Here is a 16,548-nt window from a genome sequence, read left to right on the forward strand (position 1 = left end):
GGCTGGGCTCGAAGGTTTGTCGTGGCACCAGCCAGCACGAGGATTGTCAGAAGCAGGGGCGCTGGCCGAGGACGGCACAACGTCCGAGTCGGTTTGGAGACAGTAGGTTTCATTGGCGTGTTTCTGGTCACTCCGTTTACCATTCCTGGGGGCTGTTTCGGACGTAACGCGCCGTATCGATCGTGATCCGGGTCGACATACCGGGGCGGATCCGATTCTGAAAGTTCTCCTTGAGTCCGAACCGGATCCGTACCGGCAAGCGTTGGACGACGCGGACGAAGTTGCCCGTGGCGTTGTCCGGCGGGAATAAGGAGAAGACCGCGCCCGATCCGCCAGCGACGCTCTCGACCCAGCCCTCAAACGCCTGCTTGGAAATGGCGTCCACCGTGATCTTGACCGCCTGGCCGACCCGGACGTTGGGCATCTGTTGCTCGCGCAAGTTGGCGACGATCCAGACGTTGTCGAAGTCGAGCGGCACGATGCTGAGGAACGGGTCGTGGGCTTCAACCGTCTTGCCGACCTGGATCGTGCGACGGCTGATGACGCCGGCTCTAGGAGCGCGAATCAGGGTGTTGCTCAGGTTGAGCTTGGCCTGTCTCAGCTTGGCCTCGGCCAGGGCCTGCTGGTTGCGGAGGCCGAGGGCCGTGTCGGCGGCCACGGTGAGTTGCATTTGCTCGGCCTCGGCCCGGCCGACCGTGGCGTCGGTATTGGCCAGCGCCTTGCGGCTCTGTTCGAGGCGAACGCTCGCTTCCTGGAGCTGTAACTCGCTGGCCAGCACCTGGCGCTCGGTGCCCTTGATGTCACTCTGCAGCGATTCGACCTTGGCGATGGCCTCGCGGTAGGCGGCCTCGCGATTGTCGAACTCCTGCCCGGGCACGTCGCCGCTTTTGGCTAGATTTTTGAAACGATCGTAATAGTACTGAGCGTTGCGCTGGAGCGCCATGAGCCCTGGCATTCGCGCCTTCAGCGCGCCGAGCACTTCCTACTCTTTCTCGTGGAGCCGCGTATGCGTCTGCACGACCACGGTGGCGGCCTGAACCGCCTGCTCGGCCTCGGCTCGCTTGGCCTGTGCGGCGATCAGCATCGATTTGCGGTCGTCCGTGGTGAAGTGCGTCGTGACGTCGGCGGCGTCGGCGGCATGTCCGGCCTGCTGATAATCGGCCAGTGCCTAATCCACTGCGATCTGAAACTCCACCGGGTTGATCTGCGCGATGGGGTCGCCTGGCTGAACGATCATGTTGTCATCGACGAACAGGGCGACCACCTGGCCGGTGACGTAGGAGGAGATCGGCGTGATGTTGCCAACGACGTAGGCGTTGTCCGTGTACACTTCGGAGCGTGAATTCCACCCCCAGTGGAGCGAGACTCCGCCGGCGATCAGCCCCACCAGGAGCAGGAACCATTGACGCCGGCCCGAGGTCCGTAAACGTGGCATGAATCCTTATCCAATTGATTGTTAAGGAGCTTGCGTTTCCCCCTATTCAGTCAAGGGGTCGATGCGCAATACGATCAATTTGCCTGAATTGGTATAATTATCGCAAGGATGACAGCCGTTGATGGATGCGTTGGTTCGGGATTGGTCCGAGGCACGCGATCGCACCCGGGCCGTAATGCCCCTCCTCTTTTACGGTGGACAGCCTTCGACGTTGACGTTCGGCCTCGAATCAAAGCAACGCCAGGTGACTTATGGCCCTGAGCACGCGAAAATCCCGGCTACCGAAGCGCCGGGTCGATCAAATGGCTCACGTCTTCGAATCCGACAGTTTCGTCAATGGCGGCATCGTCGCCACGCACTGAAAGCTTCTCAGCCAACGTGATTCGCTGAAACGGGGAGGCATCGGAGTGTTGCAGAGGCATCGATACTCAAGGCTTCGCACGATTACTTGTCGGCAACTGGGATCGATTTTTCCAATTTTATCGCCTTTGGCAATGATTTGGCAGTCGAGTTTTCGCTGATATCTTGAAATCCATGGAAAGCCAGATTCTTGGACCGCGATGGTGCTGCTGATGGAGTCGGTCGAGACCGAGTCTAACGTCGGCGATCAAGCCCATGGATTCATAATTGCGATGGCATGGATTGAGGTGGGATGTTGATTTAAGTGCGACTTTGTAGCCCCGAAGGCGACGGTCGTCCCTTGCCCAGGGCGCAAGCCTTTGGAGAAAAGACAAGATTGAATCCGAATTGGTTTGAGTCGTCCCGAACGGGCGACTCTCAAATGCGTTGGCCGGCACCGACGGTCGCCCGTTCGGGATTGTGAGATGCGTGTATTTGTTTTTGAATTCAGATGCATTTAAGCTTTGTGTCTTAGGTGTAACAGGAATTCAAGCATTTTTAGTAGTTGAAGGTCGCTTGAAGGACGATGCCTTGCTGCCAGAGCTGGCCGACCGAAGGGGGGGTAGTGGCCGTCGAGGGCAGACTGTCCAAGGCCCAAAAACGCTCGTACTGGTAGCCCAGGAAAAATCGCGTGCTGCTGTTGCGCGAGGGTTGCCAGGTGGCGCCCGCCCGGATGTTGAGGATCGGCGTGTCTTGAGTGCCGAAGCGGCGGGTCTCGCCGGAGAGAGGTCGGCCGTCGGGGCCGAGCGTCGTGGAGCGGGTGAGGAACCCGATGTGGCTCCCGTCGAAGACGCTGGCAAAATCGGTCCGGAAATCGAGTGACCACCCTGAATTGCCGAGGTGGCGGACCAGATCCAGCGCCGCATGCGGGCCGGCCCCGGCGATGTTGTTGTACTGTCTCGCTTGGAAGATGCCGTTGCCGGCCGCCGCTTGGCCGAACGGCTGGTTGAACCGTGAGTCGAAGAACATGAAGAGGGTACGAATCCCGAGCGTCCATTTCATGTCCCAGTCGGGCCCGAGGGAGAGCTCGCGGCTGTTGTAGTCGAAGTCGATCATGTCGAAAGCGAGCCGGCTGTTCAGGGTCGAGGCCCCCTGCCCGCCTGGGCCACTCCCCCGCCCCTCGGTTCCCAGATGCCGATAGGCAACCAGGAATTCGCCGAACCCCGAAGGGAGGCGATAACCGAGGAAAACACGCGGGGATACCGTCCAATCCAGCGGAGCGCTGGGAAGTGCCACAATGGTCGAGGTCTGGTTGGCCATTTGCGCCCGGTTCCTCACGGTCCCACTCAACCCGTTGAGGACGTGCGGCTTGAGGACTTGAAGCTCGATCCCGGAAAACCAGCCCGGTGATGGAAACTCGGGGCTGTCGAGCCGCGGGTCGCGGACGAAATAGGGGGCATCCACCCGGAGCATTCCCTCCAACGGGGATGGAGGTGGGGGCGGCGCGAACAGGGAGGCCGGCAGGTCGGCGGGCTTGGGTAACGCTTCGAGGACCCCGCCGCCAATCCCAGCGTCCCCCGCGGCGGGCAGAGGCTCAGGGAGAGCGTCGGGCGTGGTGAAGAGCCCTGGGCGATGGGCTGTGGCTTCGCCGGGAAGAGTCGACGAACGATCTTGCGCAAGTCCCACGTCGGAGAGCGCGAAAGCGACGGCGCCAGCCAGAAGTAGATGTGTCATTTTCATGATGACAAACTCCTTGAACTTGCCGCGCTCGGGGGTCGCGCAAGGTCCGCCGCGTAAGGTGGTTCAGTGGGACGCGACCCGCCAACGTGGGGCTGGCGAACCGGTGGCCCTGGCTTAGGGTTGCCGGCCGCCGGGCCTGGATCCGTCGCGTTTGAGAACGGGTCGGTCGCCCCCATCGTCGGCGGGATGGCGCTCCGATGGCCTAGCTTCAAGGGCATTGTTGGCGCGGGAGGGGGTGTCGCGCTCGCGTTCGGGACCGGCGTCGGGGAGGGTTGGCCTTCGCTCCGCGGAACGGCCCCATGAGGGTGAGGACATGGCAAGGGGTGTAACGCGTCGAAATCGGGTAACTGCGGCAGTTCCAGGGGTTTGCCCAGTTGGTACAGGTCGTCCGTCTGAATCAAGTTGGCCACGTTCACGACCGAGGTCCAGAGTGATCCCAGAACGCCCAGGTAGGCGTTGACGTCGGTGACGAGCACTTGCTGGGCCTGGACCAGGTCGCCGAAGGCCGCGGTCGGATCGATCTTCCGCCGTTCAAAGACGCCCCGGTAGTAGCGCACCTGGTCGGGCAGCACGTTGCGGCGGTAATACTCCACGGCAACCAGGTTGGCTTTGTAAGGGGCATAAGCCGCGGCGAGTCCGTTGGCTAGGGCGACCTCGACCTGGTGCGGTCCCTCGGCGGCTCGAACCAGGTTGGCGGAGGAGGCGCGGATGTTCCCCTGGTTCCTGTCCCAGATCGGAAACGGGATCCCGATCGTCAGGGCGTGGAAGTTCTGGAACGGAAAGACGGTGTTCTCTTTCCAGATGTCACCGCGGACCTCGACGTCGGGCACGGGCGTGACCTGGGCCAACTTGAGGTTGTAACGAGCTCCTTGCAGCGTGTTCCGCGCGGTGAGCACGTCCGTGTGATTGCGGAGAACATGGGCAAGGACGGCGTCATAGTCGTAGTGCGGGATGAGCCGATCGACCTGCCCTTCGACCGCGCTGAGTGGTAACTGCTTCAGGCCCATGTCCGCGACGAGCTGCTTCCAGGCAAACACCGAGTTGGCAATCGCTTGCTGATACCCGAGGCGGACGATGAAGGCCTGGGACCGCAGGGCCGCCGGCTCGTGGCTGGCGGTGAACCCGCCCCCCAGCAGGTCGGCTTGGAGCCGGAAGATCTCGTCGGTGAAGTGGGCCAGCGCTTTGTTGACGCGGAGCGTTTCCCGGGTGACCAGGAGATTGTAGTAGTCCGTCCGGATCGTGGTGGCGAGGTCGAAGCGAGCGCGCCTGAGCGCCAGTTCCGCGTTCCGAAGATTCATCTGCGCCGCCGCGGTCTGAAGCTTCAGCTTGCCGCCGGTCTTGATCACCTGGTCGACGAAGACCCCCTGCGTGCCGGTGGCCGTGTTGTTGGCGTTGGGGCCGGCCTCGTAGCCAATCGTCGGGTTGGGATAGAGGCCCGCCTGTTGCAAGAGCCCCCTGGCCGCCTCGACGTCGGATGCGGCCTGACGAAGCGCCGGGGCGTTGGCGGCCGCGAGTTGCTGAAGGTCGGCGAGCGTATAGGGGCGGCCGTTCGGGCCGGGCAGTGGCACGGGCTCCTCGGCCAGTGGGGGTAACTGCGGAAAGAGCCTGGCGACGGCTTCTCCCCGCCCCGCCTGTTCGTCGGGGAGCTTGACAAGCGGTGTCTCCGCCCCCGGAATTTCCTTGGGGATCGCCAACTCGAATTTGCGGAGCGGCGGTGCCGTCTCGCCGGGGGGGGGCCTGTCAACCTGGGTGAAGGAGGTCCGAGCGACATCGTCGGGCTCCGAAGCGGAGCCCCGCCCATCATGGCGTGGAGTCGCGGTCCCCGGCGCCAGGGCGTCCCTCCCCGGTGGGGTGTCGCCTGGTTTGGGAACGGTGGCTGGCACCGCTCCGAACGGACTGGAGCCGCTGTCGGGCGGTGGCGAGGGGAGTGGCCGCTCTTGCCGCGGGGCACCGGCCGCCGCTGGTGGAGTCGCACTCACCGGAGAAGGTGGGCCGTCGACCGATTTCGGAGCGGGAGCCGGCGCCACATCGAAGGGATGGGAGACGATGGTGGCCACGGAATTGTCAATCATCTGCAGGGGCGGCGTGTGACAGCCACTCATCAGCAGAAGAATCGAGACCAACATAGGCTCACGCATCGACTTCATTAGGGTCTCCGTACCCCCAAGGCCTCAGTTGATGCGGCCGTCGAGTCATGAATGGCCACTCGACTCGGCCGGAACGAAGCTCAACTCGCTTGGAGCTGATTCGAGTCCGTCAGGTCGGGGAGCTGCCAGCGGCTCAGGTAAGCCGCAAGCACCTCGTCGGCGATGGCTGACTGAGAGACCCGCCGCATGGCGGACTCGACACCGAGCCGCTGAGCCGTCTCGACGGCAAGATGAAGCGTCACCTTGACAGTCGCCGGACTTGCGGGCGAATCATGATTCTGGCCTGGCTTCTCGCCGTGTTGCTTTCCCGTCGCTTTTTGGCCCATCTGTCTTACCTCCTTGCCGCTTTGCCGTCGTTCCTGCACCTCCCTATCGGCAGTCCGAGCGGACGGCTTCAGGAAATTTGGTTGAATTGTGCGGATTGTTGCGGATTTGGCGGTTCTGTTGAGCGGATGAGGAGGAACGAGCCAATGCATCCGAGAGCGGGCTTGGGGGCGGATGTTTGTGGTTTTACATGTATTGAATTTTTGATGTAATGGCAAAGCTCAGAGATGACTGGGCCGGGAACCGCGCGATCAGTGAGCCATCCCCCCGCCCCCTTCCGGCGGCTCGCGGTGGCCGTAGAAGCTGTAGAGCACCGGCATCAAGTAGCGGTCGAGCAAGAGGGTCACGGCCATGCCGCCGACCACGACGATGGCCAACGGCTTCGCCGTCTGGCTGCCCATCTTCGTGGAGATGGCCGCGGGCAAGAGCCCGAGGATGGCCGTCATCGCGGTGATCATCACGGGGCGGACCCGCTTGAGGGAGCCCTGGATGATCGCGTCGTGCACCGGGAGGCCCTGGATCCGAAGGGCGTTGAAATAGGAGATCAGCAGCAGACCCTCCATGATCGCGATCCCGAAGAGCGAGACGAAGCCGACGGCCGCGGAGACGCTGAAATTGGTCCCGGTCAGGTACAACGACCAGACGCCCCCCACCGCCACGTCGAAGACATTGCTGAAGATCACGATCGTGTCCAGGAACGAGCGGAACGCCGCGTACAGGAGGATGAAGATCAGAGCGAGCGATAAGGGAATGATCCACATGAGCCGGCCGTTGGCTTCCTCCATCTGCTCGAACTCGCCACTCCAGACCCCCGCGTAAGGGATTTGGAAGAAGTCCTTGGTCCGCGTCTTGGCTTCGTCCACGGCGCTGCCCAGATCGCGTCCGCGGACGCTGAACTTGATGGCGATGAAACGCTTGCCCTGTTCGCGGTAGATGGTTGAGGCGCCGGGGCGATAGAACGGGCCGTTGGGGGCCAGCGCGTAGTCCGCCCCCACCGGCGTGACCAGGTCTCCCAGCCGAATGCGCGGGGTGCTGCTGATCGGGTTGGACGTGTCGGCCAGGCTGCCGGTCACCGCGGGGGGCGGCAAGGCATTCCCGGCCGCGCTCGGGGTGATGCCGGAGCCCTGCGCCAGAACCACTTGATTGTTGATGATGTCCACCGGGATATCCAGGATCGACGTCTCGTCGGTCCGCCGCCACTTGGGCCAGCGTGTGGAGATATCGAACAACTTCTCGCCCTCGACCATGCTGGACATCGCCTTGGCGCCCACGGCGCTGCTGACGACGTTGTTGACGTCCGCCGTCGTCACTCCCCACTTTTGGCACTTCACCGGATCGACCCGGAATTCCAGGTGCGACGATCCGCGGACATGGAATACGCCCACGTTGGCGATTCCCTTGACGTCTTGCAGGACGTTCTTGGCCTTGGCGGCGAGCAGTTCCAGTTGGTCGAAGTCGGGGCCGAAGATTTTGAGGGAATTGTCGCCCTTGACCCCGGATAGGGCCTCAAGCACATTGTCCCGAATGTTCTGGGAAAAATTCCAGACGATGCCCGGCAGGACGCGCTCCAACTCGCTGTTCATCGCGGTGATGATTTCTCGTTTCGTTCGCGCGCGGGTGGAACCCCAGATCCATCGCCGCCAACCGGTCTGCGGCACCAGCCTGGGCCAGTCTTTCTGGCGGCGCAGTGGCACGAAGTACTCGCCGCTGTAGAAACCCTCGGTGTCCGTGCCGTCGTCGGGCCGGCCGCTCTGCGTCACGATCGACTCGACCTCGGGGTAGCGGGCAATGATGGCACGCGCCTGCTTGGCGATCGCCACCTGGTGATCCAGGTTCATGTTCAGCGGACCGATGCCGCGGAGCCATATGTTCCCTTCCTCAAGCTCAGGCATGAACTCACGTCCGAGTTGCGGGATCAAGCAGGCGGTGCCGCCGATCAAGAACGCCATCACGACACAGGTGGTTTTGGGAAACCGCAGGCAGAGCTGGAGCTTCCACAAGTAGCGGAACTTCAAGGCGCGGACGAGAAAGTTCTCCTCGACCGGTTTGAAAGTCTTGAAGAGGAGCATGCACAAGACCGGCGTGAGCGTCAGGGCGAGCACCAGGGCGCCGGCCAGTGAAAAGGCGTACGTTTGTGCCATGGGCGCAAAGAGTGCGCCTTCCGGGCCGGTCATGGCGAAGAGTGGAACGAAGGCGCACATCATGATTAAAACGGAATACAAGAGTGCGTGGTCGATCTCCTTCACAAAGCGAAGGATCCGTTCCTTCATGGGTAAGTCTGGGTAGTTGTGCGCGGCCAGGTTGCGGTAGATGTTCTCGACCACGACGACTGAGGAGTCGACGATGATTCCGAAATCAACGGCCCCGATCGAGAGCAGGTTCGCCGACTTGCCGCGGACGTAGAGCATCGTGAACGCGAACAAGAGCGCGAGCGGGATGTTGATCGCGACAATGATCGCGGTTTTGATGTTGTTCACAAACATGAACAGGATCGCCACGACGAGCGCGACGCCGGTGAGGAGGTTCTCCGTCACGGTGTCGGTGGTGATGTTGAGCAAGTCGGTGCGGTCGTAGTAGGTTTCGATCTCCGTTCCGGGCAAGAGCCGACCGAAGGCTGGGTCGTTGATTTGTCGGACCTTGGCCCTGATGTCTTTCAAGGCGGGTAACGTGTCCTCCCCCTTGCGCAGGAGTACGATGCAGGTCACCCTGTCGTCCTCGTCGTGCCCGACGTCGGCGATGGGCAGGGGGGATCTCGGCGGTCGCTCGCGGTCGGCCCGCCAATAGCCGATCCGCCCCAGCCGCGTCAGGTGGCTGACGACCACGCCCCGCTCGCCGGGCAACTGCCCCGGGGAAAGCCGGCCCCCCTCGACCACGTCGTCGACCCGAATCGGTTGGTTGTTGACCGAGCTGATGACCAGACTGCGGATTTCCCGGATCCGGCGCAACTCCTCCGCGCGGAGGATGGAGGCGGCGGCGACCGGATTCTTCAGTCCGAGCACTTTGTTTACCGGGTCCAGAGCGCCGCCAAACAGACCGATGCTTCGCACGGTCATGGCGACCTGGCCCGGGTTGATGTAGTCGCCCCCCACCGTGGTGTTGCTGTTCGCCAGCGTGGCCTGGAGCTGGCCCAGCGTGATGCCGTAGCGGCGGAGGCGGTCAGGGTCGGGCTGAACCTCGTAGCGCCGCACCGTGCCGCCGAAGCTCGTGACATCGACGATCCGCGGCACTCTCCGGAACTCACGCTCCAGCACCCAGTCTTGCATCGCCTTGATGTCGTTCAGCGTGTAGACCTCGCGACCGGCCGCATCTTTGGGCACCTTCAAGACGTAACGGAAGATTTCCCCCGTGGGAGACTCCGGCGAAATGGCCGGGGTCACACCGCTGGGTAGCGGCTGGGAAATCGTGGACATCCGGTTGATCACTTCCTGCCGAGCCGTCTGGTACGTGTACTCATTGCCGTAGTGCCACGTCATCTTGAGGTCGCTCAGGCCGAACAGCGACTTGCTGTTGACCTTCTTCAAGCCGGGCATGCCGGCGAACGTCACTTCCAGGGGGACGGTGACCTGGCGCTCGACCTCTTCGGCGGACGCGCCGGGGAACAGCGCGATCACCTCGACGATCGCGGGCGCCGGGTCGGGGTAGACTTCCACATTGACATTCAGGAACGAAGTGACGCCGATCACTGCGAGGAACAGGGCGAGCAGGATCACGACGATCGGGTTGTCGAGTGCCCACCCAATCAGCTTGCGAACCATGGGAACCTTTCGGTGGAATCCAAGGATCACCTTCGTCTTTGTTCGTTAGCCCGTGCCCAGCTTCGCCTTCCTCACCCGTTGTGATTCAAGGCCCGCCGCCGGACGCGTTTTCGCCTTGGCGACGCGATCGGTTGGCTGCTGCGCCGGTCGTGACTCGAGTTCCAGCAAGGCGGCTTTGAGTTCCAACGTCCCGGATAGGAGGACGCGCTCGCCGGGCTGAAGGGGCGCTTTGGGCAGGAGGCCCTCCTCGGCCTCATGAGCGGTCAATTGCTCCTCCTTGGGGATTGGCGTGTTTCGGACGAACACGGTGTGTTCGAATCGCTGCGTCACCTCGACGCGCCGCATCGTAAAGTGACGCACGGCCGGATCGGGCTGCACGAACACCAGGCTTTGCAGGCCATCGTCCACCAAGGCGTCAGTCGGAATCTCGACCACGTCGTTCGGCGGGGGGATGTTCACCGTGGCGGTGACGTATTGCCCCGCCCGGAGTCGCTTTCCGGGGTTATCGACATACCCTTTGATGACCGCCGTGTGCTGATTGGGGTCAATGACATAGCCGATCTCGTCGATCGTTCCGGAGAGACCCGTGGCGGAGGCCACGCCGACCGTGCGCACGGTCCACCTCCGTTCGCTGCCGCGGAGGTCTTCCAGTTCCGGCAAGTCATCCTCGGGGCAACTGGCGATGACCAAGAGCCGGTTCACGTCGGCGATTTGAAACAGGTTGACCGTGTTGTCCACCACCATCTCGTCCGTATGGACGTTGCGTTCGACGACGACGCCGTCGAAGGGCGAGCGCAAGGTCACGCGGCCCCAAGGATTCTCCGTCTCCTTGTCAGGCTCGACTTTGCCCCCGTTGGCTTGTTTCAGGCCCTTCACCCACCGGCCCTCGGGGGACTTGAACCACGCGTTCTTGTCGGCGCTGATCTTCTTGGCCTCGGCGTGAAGGGCGTCGATCTCATTCTGGGGGATGTCCCACAACTTGAGGTTGTTGAGGGCCCGGCTGATGGCGTTGCGATCGCCCTGGACGGCCCGAGAATAGGTGTTCAGGAAGACAGCCGGTACGGCCTCCGCGTGTTTCTCGGCTTCGTCGAGGATCCTCTGGTCCAATTCCAGTTGCACCAGGGCATCCAAGAGATCATTCTTCTTGATCCCGACGTCCGCGCTGTAAAAAATCCCCAAGAGATCCCCTTTCGAGACGCTGTCGCCCTGCCTCAGTTCGCGGAACTCCGTTTGACCGGTCTTGGGGGAGTGATCCCAGACCTGGGCAATCTCGACCACTTTGGCCGGCGCGAATCGAGCGCGGATGCGGGCGAGGCGGGTGGGATCGAGGGCCGTGGAACCGGGCAGCACGATCGGCCGCATCCTGGTTGGCGGCTCCGCGATCGCGAACACGTCGCGCTGGCCCTTGCGGATCCCCAAGGCGGTGGAGACCTCCTCGGGGACCTGGAGCGTGTGAGGTTGGCCCGGGACCAGCGAGACGCTCTGTGGGGCGGACGCGGCCGAGCTCTCATTGTCTGCCGCCTTGCCCGCGAGCAAGTGCAGAGGGATGCCCGAGAAGTAACTGTAGAATCCCGCCGCCGGAGGAACCAAAACCACGATCAGGAGAAACGCCACGACGACTCTCTGCCCCAACCCCATCCTGCGATGCGGAGGGAGAACCTCCGCCGCCTCTGGGGGCGTTCCCACGCCGGGCTGTTCGGGTCCCTGACCCTTGAAAGATTCATCATGTTGCGGGTTGGCATTCATCTTGCCGCCTCAGCATGAGCTGGCCCTTCGCATTCGTCCTTGAACTCAGGCCGTGGTTTCGGGGGACGTTTCCCCCTGACGATGCTGTCCCACCTGCCTGATCCCTGGTTGGCTGACAAGAAACGACTGGACTGTGGGCTGAGTTGACTGGTGTGAACGGGGTGTTCACGTTGGGCAGGCGGGCGAATGTCGGGCCCGTTTGATCCACCCAGCACCCAGCGCCCGCCCCCAGCAGCCAGACGGTTCGGGGGCGTGAAGTGGGCTCGGCGAGGCTAACAGCGGAGTCGTTGGAGTTGTTCTGGCATGAAGGAGGGAGAAGCCGGGCTCATGGTCCCGGCCGGCGTCGAGCCGACTTCGGGGGCGATCAGGTCGAGACCCATTTCTTGGAGCCAGAGGCTTGGCCGATCCTTCCCATCGCCGTCGGGGTCGTCCCAGGCCACGTCATCGAAGAATACGAAGGAATGGCCGTCCGACGACTGGATCGCGCCCTGCCGTAATCGGGTAACGGTCAGGTGAGGGCCGGAGACGACTCGGCCGATCGACCCGGCCTGGAGGAGTGGGCGAGGAGGGAGAGGTTTGTCCCGTGACGCGACATTTCCGACCGTCGGCATCTGCCCTAGGCTCAGTGTGAATAACAGCGTGAGCGAATGGATGAAGCGGGGTGAGGTGCTGGGCGAATCCGGCCGGACCCCCGCGACGTGTCCGCATCTTGCGACGGAGCCACCGGTTCCGGTCAATCTCGACGAGGCTCGTCCCCGTTCAGGATCAGTCGGGGCAAGGGCGTGGTCGTCGTCGAGCAAGGCCTCGCTTCTTGGACGCGGTGGGGGCTGCTGCATGAGATTAGGTCCGGTCGCACGCGATCACCGCAATACGAACGTTCGCGCACCGCGAGAGTCGGAACAGGAAACGGCAATCATTTGCGCCTTTTACGATAATGGATCCAACTCGGAGCGTCAACAGACCGCAGAATCAGGAGAAGTCGACGTCGGTTGGTTCGAAGTCTCCGTCTTCGCCTTGGAGGGGAGGGTAAGCATTAGCCTGCCTCGGTCGCGAGGTGGTGGCAGGCTGAAGCCGATTCTCGAAGCCACCTGCTTCCTTTCGCTCTTAGTTGTTGCCGGGTTCCATGAGGATTTTGAGAGCGTCAATGTCCTGGTCGATCGTCCCGGCGAGTGCCCATGGGTTCTGGGAGTCGACACTGTGGTTCTTGGGGGAGAGCCGATAGCCTTTGAGCGTCACCGTCAATGAGTATCGCTCGGTGGGGAGACCGATCAGATCGAAGCGGCCTTCGGGGTCGAGTTCCACGCGCTGTGAGTCCCAGGCGTCTTCCCGGCTCACCAGGAGGCGTGTCTTGGGCGGGACCGGCTTTTCGTCCGAGAGCAAGACGCGTCCCTTGAGCCGGTGGCCGGAAACGACGGGGAGGTCGCCGACATCGGTTGTGGCGGCATCGCCCCCGACCTGAATTTGCCGAGCAACCATGGCGCCGCCATCCTTGATGGTTCCGATCAGGCCATAGACGAAATAGCTTTCAGCCGGATGAACATTCAAGAAGGTAAATCGGCCGATCACGGGTGGGTCAGACGGTATGGCCAGGAGAACCAAGGTAAAGATCGCGAGACTCATGGTCGCTTTCTCCAGGATCGGTGTGCTTCAATCGATTCCCCGGAGGTGGTCGTTGGCATCGGGCAACTCGATCCGCAACAACTCGTGCTGGTCATCCGCGACATCAATAGACTTGATGTTGCGAATGGAGCGGTCTGCTCCCTCCTGACTCCGAGAAACACTCAGTTTGATGGGACCGCGCGGGAGGCCGGTGAGGTGAAATCGGCCAAAGCTCTTGGTTTTCTCGAACCAAACACTCCCTGTCGGTGGCATGATCGCATCAGTGCGATTGGACCGGTCGTAGCTGACCATCACCTTGTCGAGTGGGTTCCCACGCGGGTCGACCACGACACCTTTCACCTCCTGGTCGGTCACAGGCAATCGGAAGTCATCGAGACGCACGGACTGGCCCGGTTTGACGGTCGCATGCTTGCCGGACGAAGTCGCATGACCGCTCACTTCGACGTGGGTGTTATAGCTTGCACCGGCGATGATTTGGTCGAAGGAGTAGGAACCGTCCTCATCGATCTGGTGTTGAGTTGCGACGATGCGGCCGAACGACCGCCCGCTCTGGTCAGGGAATGCCACACTTCGGTAGAGGTACAAAACCTGAACGGCGAGTGGCTTTCCGTCGTCGTCGAGAACGTGTCCGGAGAGAGTGCCGAGCGGTTGAAGTCGGACCTCAAGACTCGTCGCGGCGGTGGTGGCCGTCTCGTCGTCGAGGAGCTCGATCATGGCGCCGAGCCGCCGGTCCGAGGCGGTGACGTCGATGACGGTGCCCTCATGGGGCTGGAGACCGGTGACTTCGTAACGCCCCTGGGTGTCGGTCTTCCCCGAGGGTTGCTCGGGCTGTCGGTTGAAGTCGCGGACGTCGACTCGGGCATTCTCCACCGGCCGGCCGTCGGGATCGACCACGCGTAGCACGATGTTTCGGCTCCGGATGAGTGAGAACTCGGCGACTTCGATCGTCTGTCCGCTCCGGCCGCTAATCTCACGCGAGAACTTGGGGTCTGCGGGGCCATCGAAGCGATCGCCAACTGGCTTTGCAAAGCCCTGCGGAATGGTTTGCAGCAAGAGGGTGCCGAGTCCCGCCGGTACGACGAGACGATATCGCCCTTCCGCATCGGTTTCATTCTGAGGATCGAAATCCAGTGAAGTGCGCGCAGCCTCCGGCATCGGAATGAAGGTGAGCAGGGCGTTGGCAATTCCCTTCCCCGAGGCACCGTCGAGCACGCGTCCTGTCAGGACCAGTCCGGGCGGTAACGACAGGGACCGTTCCAATACCTTGGGTTCCTCCGGGATCGCGATGGTGGTGACGATCGGCGCGGCGTCGACATCCGCGGAAGTCACTTGCAACTCCAGCGGCCCTGACGTGAGGCCCTCAATGTGGAATCGGCCTGCGGAGTCGGCTTTCGTGGCTTGATTGTTACAAGTAAGTCGTGCGTCCCTCGCTGGCTTGCCCCCGGTCTCGAGAGTCACGCGCCCCGTCAGAACGTGGTCGGTCGTCTTCGCCGTCAGGGTGAAGCCGCCCGTATGGATTGGGTGGCGGCTCTCCGTGACACGGCCGAAACTGCGAAAGGAGCGTTGGATGTGATTGGGCTGTGGCTCGTCGGTGGTCGCGGCGAACGCGAACAATCGCTCGTGGCGAGGTTCGGTCACGGCAAGTGCTGCGATGCGTTCGATGGGAAGTCCACGAATGATGAACCGCCCCTCCGAGTCGGTCTTGGCCCCCACGGGGAAAGCCGACCAGGACAGGTTGAGCCCGTTGTCGGTGCGCACGCCGTTGATGTCGGGACTCCCCAAGGGTTGAAGGCCGTAGACCGAGACCTTAGCGTCGACCACCGGCTTGCCCCCAGGCTCAACGATCCGGCCGCGCACCGTTCCCTCGAGACCAAGAGTCAAGGTGATCGGAGCCTGCTGGTTCTGGAGTGTAAGCTGGACCCAGTTCAAACCGTGCCCTGGTGCCAGTGCCACGACATCCCAGGGGAAGACACTCTGACCCACCCCTTCGGTTTTCTTGAAGCCAGGCGCGGCGACGTCATCGAATCGGAACCGTCCTTCGTCATCCGTCTTTGTCTCGGCCAAGGAGTCCACGAGTCCCTCGCGTTCCATAAATGTCCGATCCTCCTTGGACCGCGGCTCGCGCGCCCGATACAGGGACCACTCGCGGAGGATCACGGTCGCCCCGGCGATCGGCTTGCCGCCGGAGTCAACGACCTTGCCGGACGCGGAGAGCTTGACGACGACTGGGGACGCGTCGGCCTTGTTCGCGGACGGCGTCTCGGCCGCCTGCTTGGCGGGCGCAATCTTGGGAGACGCCTCTTCGCCCTGCGATGCGGCGAGAGCGAAGCCGATCAGCAAGGCGAAGCTACCGGCCGTGAGCGAGACGGCGGCCGCCAGCTTCAATTTAAAGGCGATCATCGAGACCAACTCCTCCCGGACGAGAACCAGGGCCGTCGCCGGGACCACCCCGGTGACCAGGCCGCGGATGGCGAGTGCCGTGGCCGCACGCGCCGTCGCCTCAACCAGGGCCGGAGCAACGGCGGCCGTCGCCTCGTTGCCAAGGAATGCCGTGCTGCCGGCCACCGCCGCCACGGCCGGGGCAAACCCACGACGCAAGAGCCGGTCCTGCAACCGACGTCGGCCGCGCGCCAGGCGGCTCTTGACGCTCCCGAGCGGCCAGTCAAGTTGGTGGGCCGCCTCTTCATGTGACAGGCCTTGCAGGCAGCAGAGGACGACCGGCAGCCGCTGGGCCTCCCCGAGGCGGTCGATCTCCGCGTCGATGACCGCTCGAAGCTCGTCGTGTTGCAGCCGGTCGGCATCGTTCACGGCGACCTCCTCAACCTCCGGTCGTTCGTGGGACTTGCGCCGGTCGATCCGAATCCGGAGCCGGAGCGCAACCCGGCGAGCGACCCGGTGTAACCAACCTCCGAGCGCATCGCGGTTGCGGACCGAGCCGGCTCGGCGGGCGAGGACCAGGAAGGTGGCCTGAAACGCATCCTCGGCCAGGTGCGGGTCGGCCAGCAAGCGGCGGCAGACGGCCAGGACCAATGGCCCGTGTCGCTCCACCAGCATGGCGAACGCGGGTTCCGAAGCCGCGGTATCGCCGGACGAGAACCGGTCCAGCAACTGGCGATCCGACAAAGCCCCCAGCGAACCGACTTCAAAGAGCGTTCGGATCTGCTCGCGCAGACGGAGGTCCAAATCCCCTGGCGTCATCGTGCCCCCCTGCCCCGGCCTTTGCCTACGCGTTCGTTGGATCCCACCTTCAATGAGACCAGGTGCGCGGGCTGAGGTCCCGATTCTTTTGAGGCGAGCGATATTTCTGAGGCGAGCGGGCGGGAGGATGGGCTTTGACGGTTTCCCGAGGGAATTCGCCCAGGCGGGCTCGAGGTTTGGCGACAGGTTTCCAGCCCGCAAACCTCAAGGTGGTGGCGGGCTGAAGCCTAATCTGTGAAGTGTA

General features: G+C 63.0%; 10 protein-coding genes. All 10 read right to left on the reverse strand.

Annotated elements, in window-relative coordinates:
- Nucleotides 1-136: 136 nt before the first annotated feature.
- The 10 genes from BUS42_RS30170 to BUS42_RS46175 all read right to left on the reverse strand — a co-directional run bounded on the left by BUS42_RS30170 (nt 137) and on the right by BUS42_RS46175 (nt 16,304).
- On the reverse strand, nt 137-979 hold the full coding sequence (locus BUS42_RS30170) for an HlyD family secretion protein (RefSeq protein ID WP_074313254.1): 843 nt from the start codon (nt 977-979) through the stop codon (nt 137-139).
- A 189-nt stretch (nt 980-1,168) separates the two neighbouring features.
- Nucleotides 1,169-1,435, reverse strand: a complete 267-nt coding sequence (locus BUS42_RS30175) for an HlyD family secretion protein (protein WP_074313256.1) — start codon at nt 1,433-1,435, stop codon at nt 1,169-1,171.
- 897 nt (nt 1,436-2,332) lie between these two features.
- Entirely contained in the window at nt 2,333-3,514 is a 1,182-nt protein-coding gene (locus BUS42_RS30180) for a hypothetical protein (protein ID WP_254053886.1), read from the reverse strand.
- On the reverse strand, nt 3,511-5,661 hold the full coding sequence (locus BUS42_RS30185) for a TolC family protein (protein WP_074313260.1): 2,151 nt from the start codon (nt 5,659-5,661) through the stop codon (nt 3,511-3,513). The genes BUS42_RS30180 and BUS42_RS30185 overlap by 4 nt, the downstream gene beginning before the upstream one ends.
- Nucleotides 5,662-5,741: 80 nt before the next feature.
- Entirely contained in the window at nt 5,742-5,987 is a 246-nt protein-coding gene (locus BUS42_RS30190) for a hypothetical protein (protein ID WP_074313262.1), read from the reverse strand.
- Between the two features lie 249 nt (nt 5,988-6,236).
- Nucleotides 6,237-9,740, reverse strand: a complete 3,504-nt coding sequence (locus BUS42_RS30195) for an efflux RND transporter permease subunit (protein WP_074315492.1) — start codon at nt 9,738-9,740, stop codon at nt 6,237-6,239.
- Nucleotides 9,741-9,785: 45 nt separating this feature from the next.
- Complete coding sequence (locus BUS42_RS30200) at nt 9,786-11,354, reverse strand: efflux RND transporter periplasmic adaptor subunit (protein ID WP_254053887.1); 1,569 nt, start codon at nt 11,352-11,354, stop codon at nt 9,786-9,788.
- Nucleotides 11,355-11,758: 404 nt separating this feature from the next.
- Nucleotides 11,759-12,097: a hypothetical protein gene (locus BUS42_RS30205; RefSeq protein ID WP_074313266.1), complete on the reverse strand. Its 339-nt coding sequence runs from the start codon at nt 12,095-12,097 to the stop codon at nt 11,759-11,761.
- A 493-nt stretch (nt 12,098-12,590) separates the two neighbouring features.
- Nucleotides 12,591-13,106: a carboxypeptidase-like regulatory domain-containing protein gene (locus BUS42_RS30210; protein ID WP_074313268.1), complete on the reverse strand. Its 516-nt coding sequence runs from the start codon at nt 13,104-13,106 to the stop codon at nt 12,591-12,593.
- Between the two features lie 27 nt (nt 13,107-13,133).
- A complete protein-coding gene (locus BUS42_RS46175) occupies nt 13,134-16,304 on the reverse strand; it encodes a sigma-70 family RNA polymerase sigma factor (RefSeq protein ID WP_074313270.1) in 3,171 nt (1,056 codons plus the stop codon).
- Between the last annotated feature and the right edge of the window lie 244 nt (nt 16,305-16,548).

It is taken from the genome of Singulisphaera sp. GP187, assembly GCF_900129635.1.
Taxonomy (GTDB): domain Bacteria; phylum Planctomycetota; class Planctomycetia; order Isosphaerales; family Isosphaeraceae; genus Singulisphaera.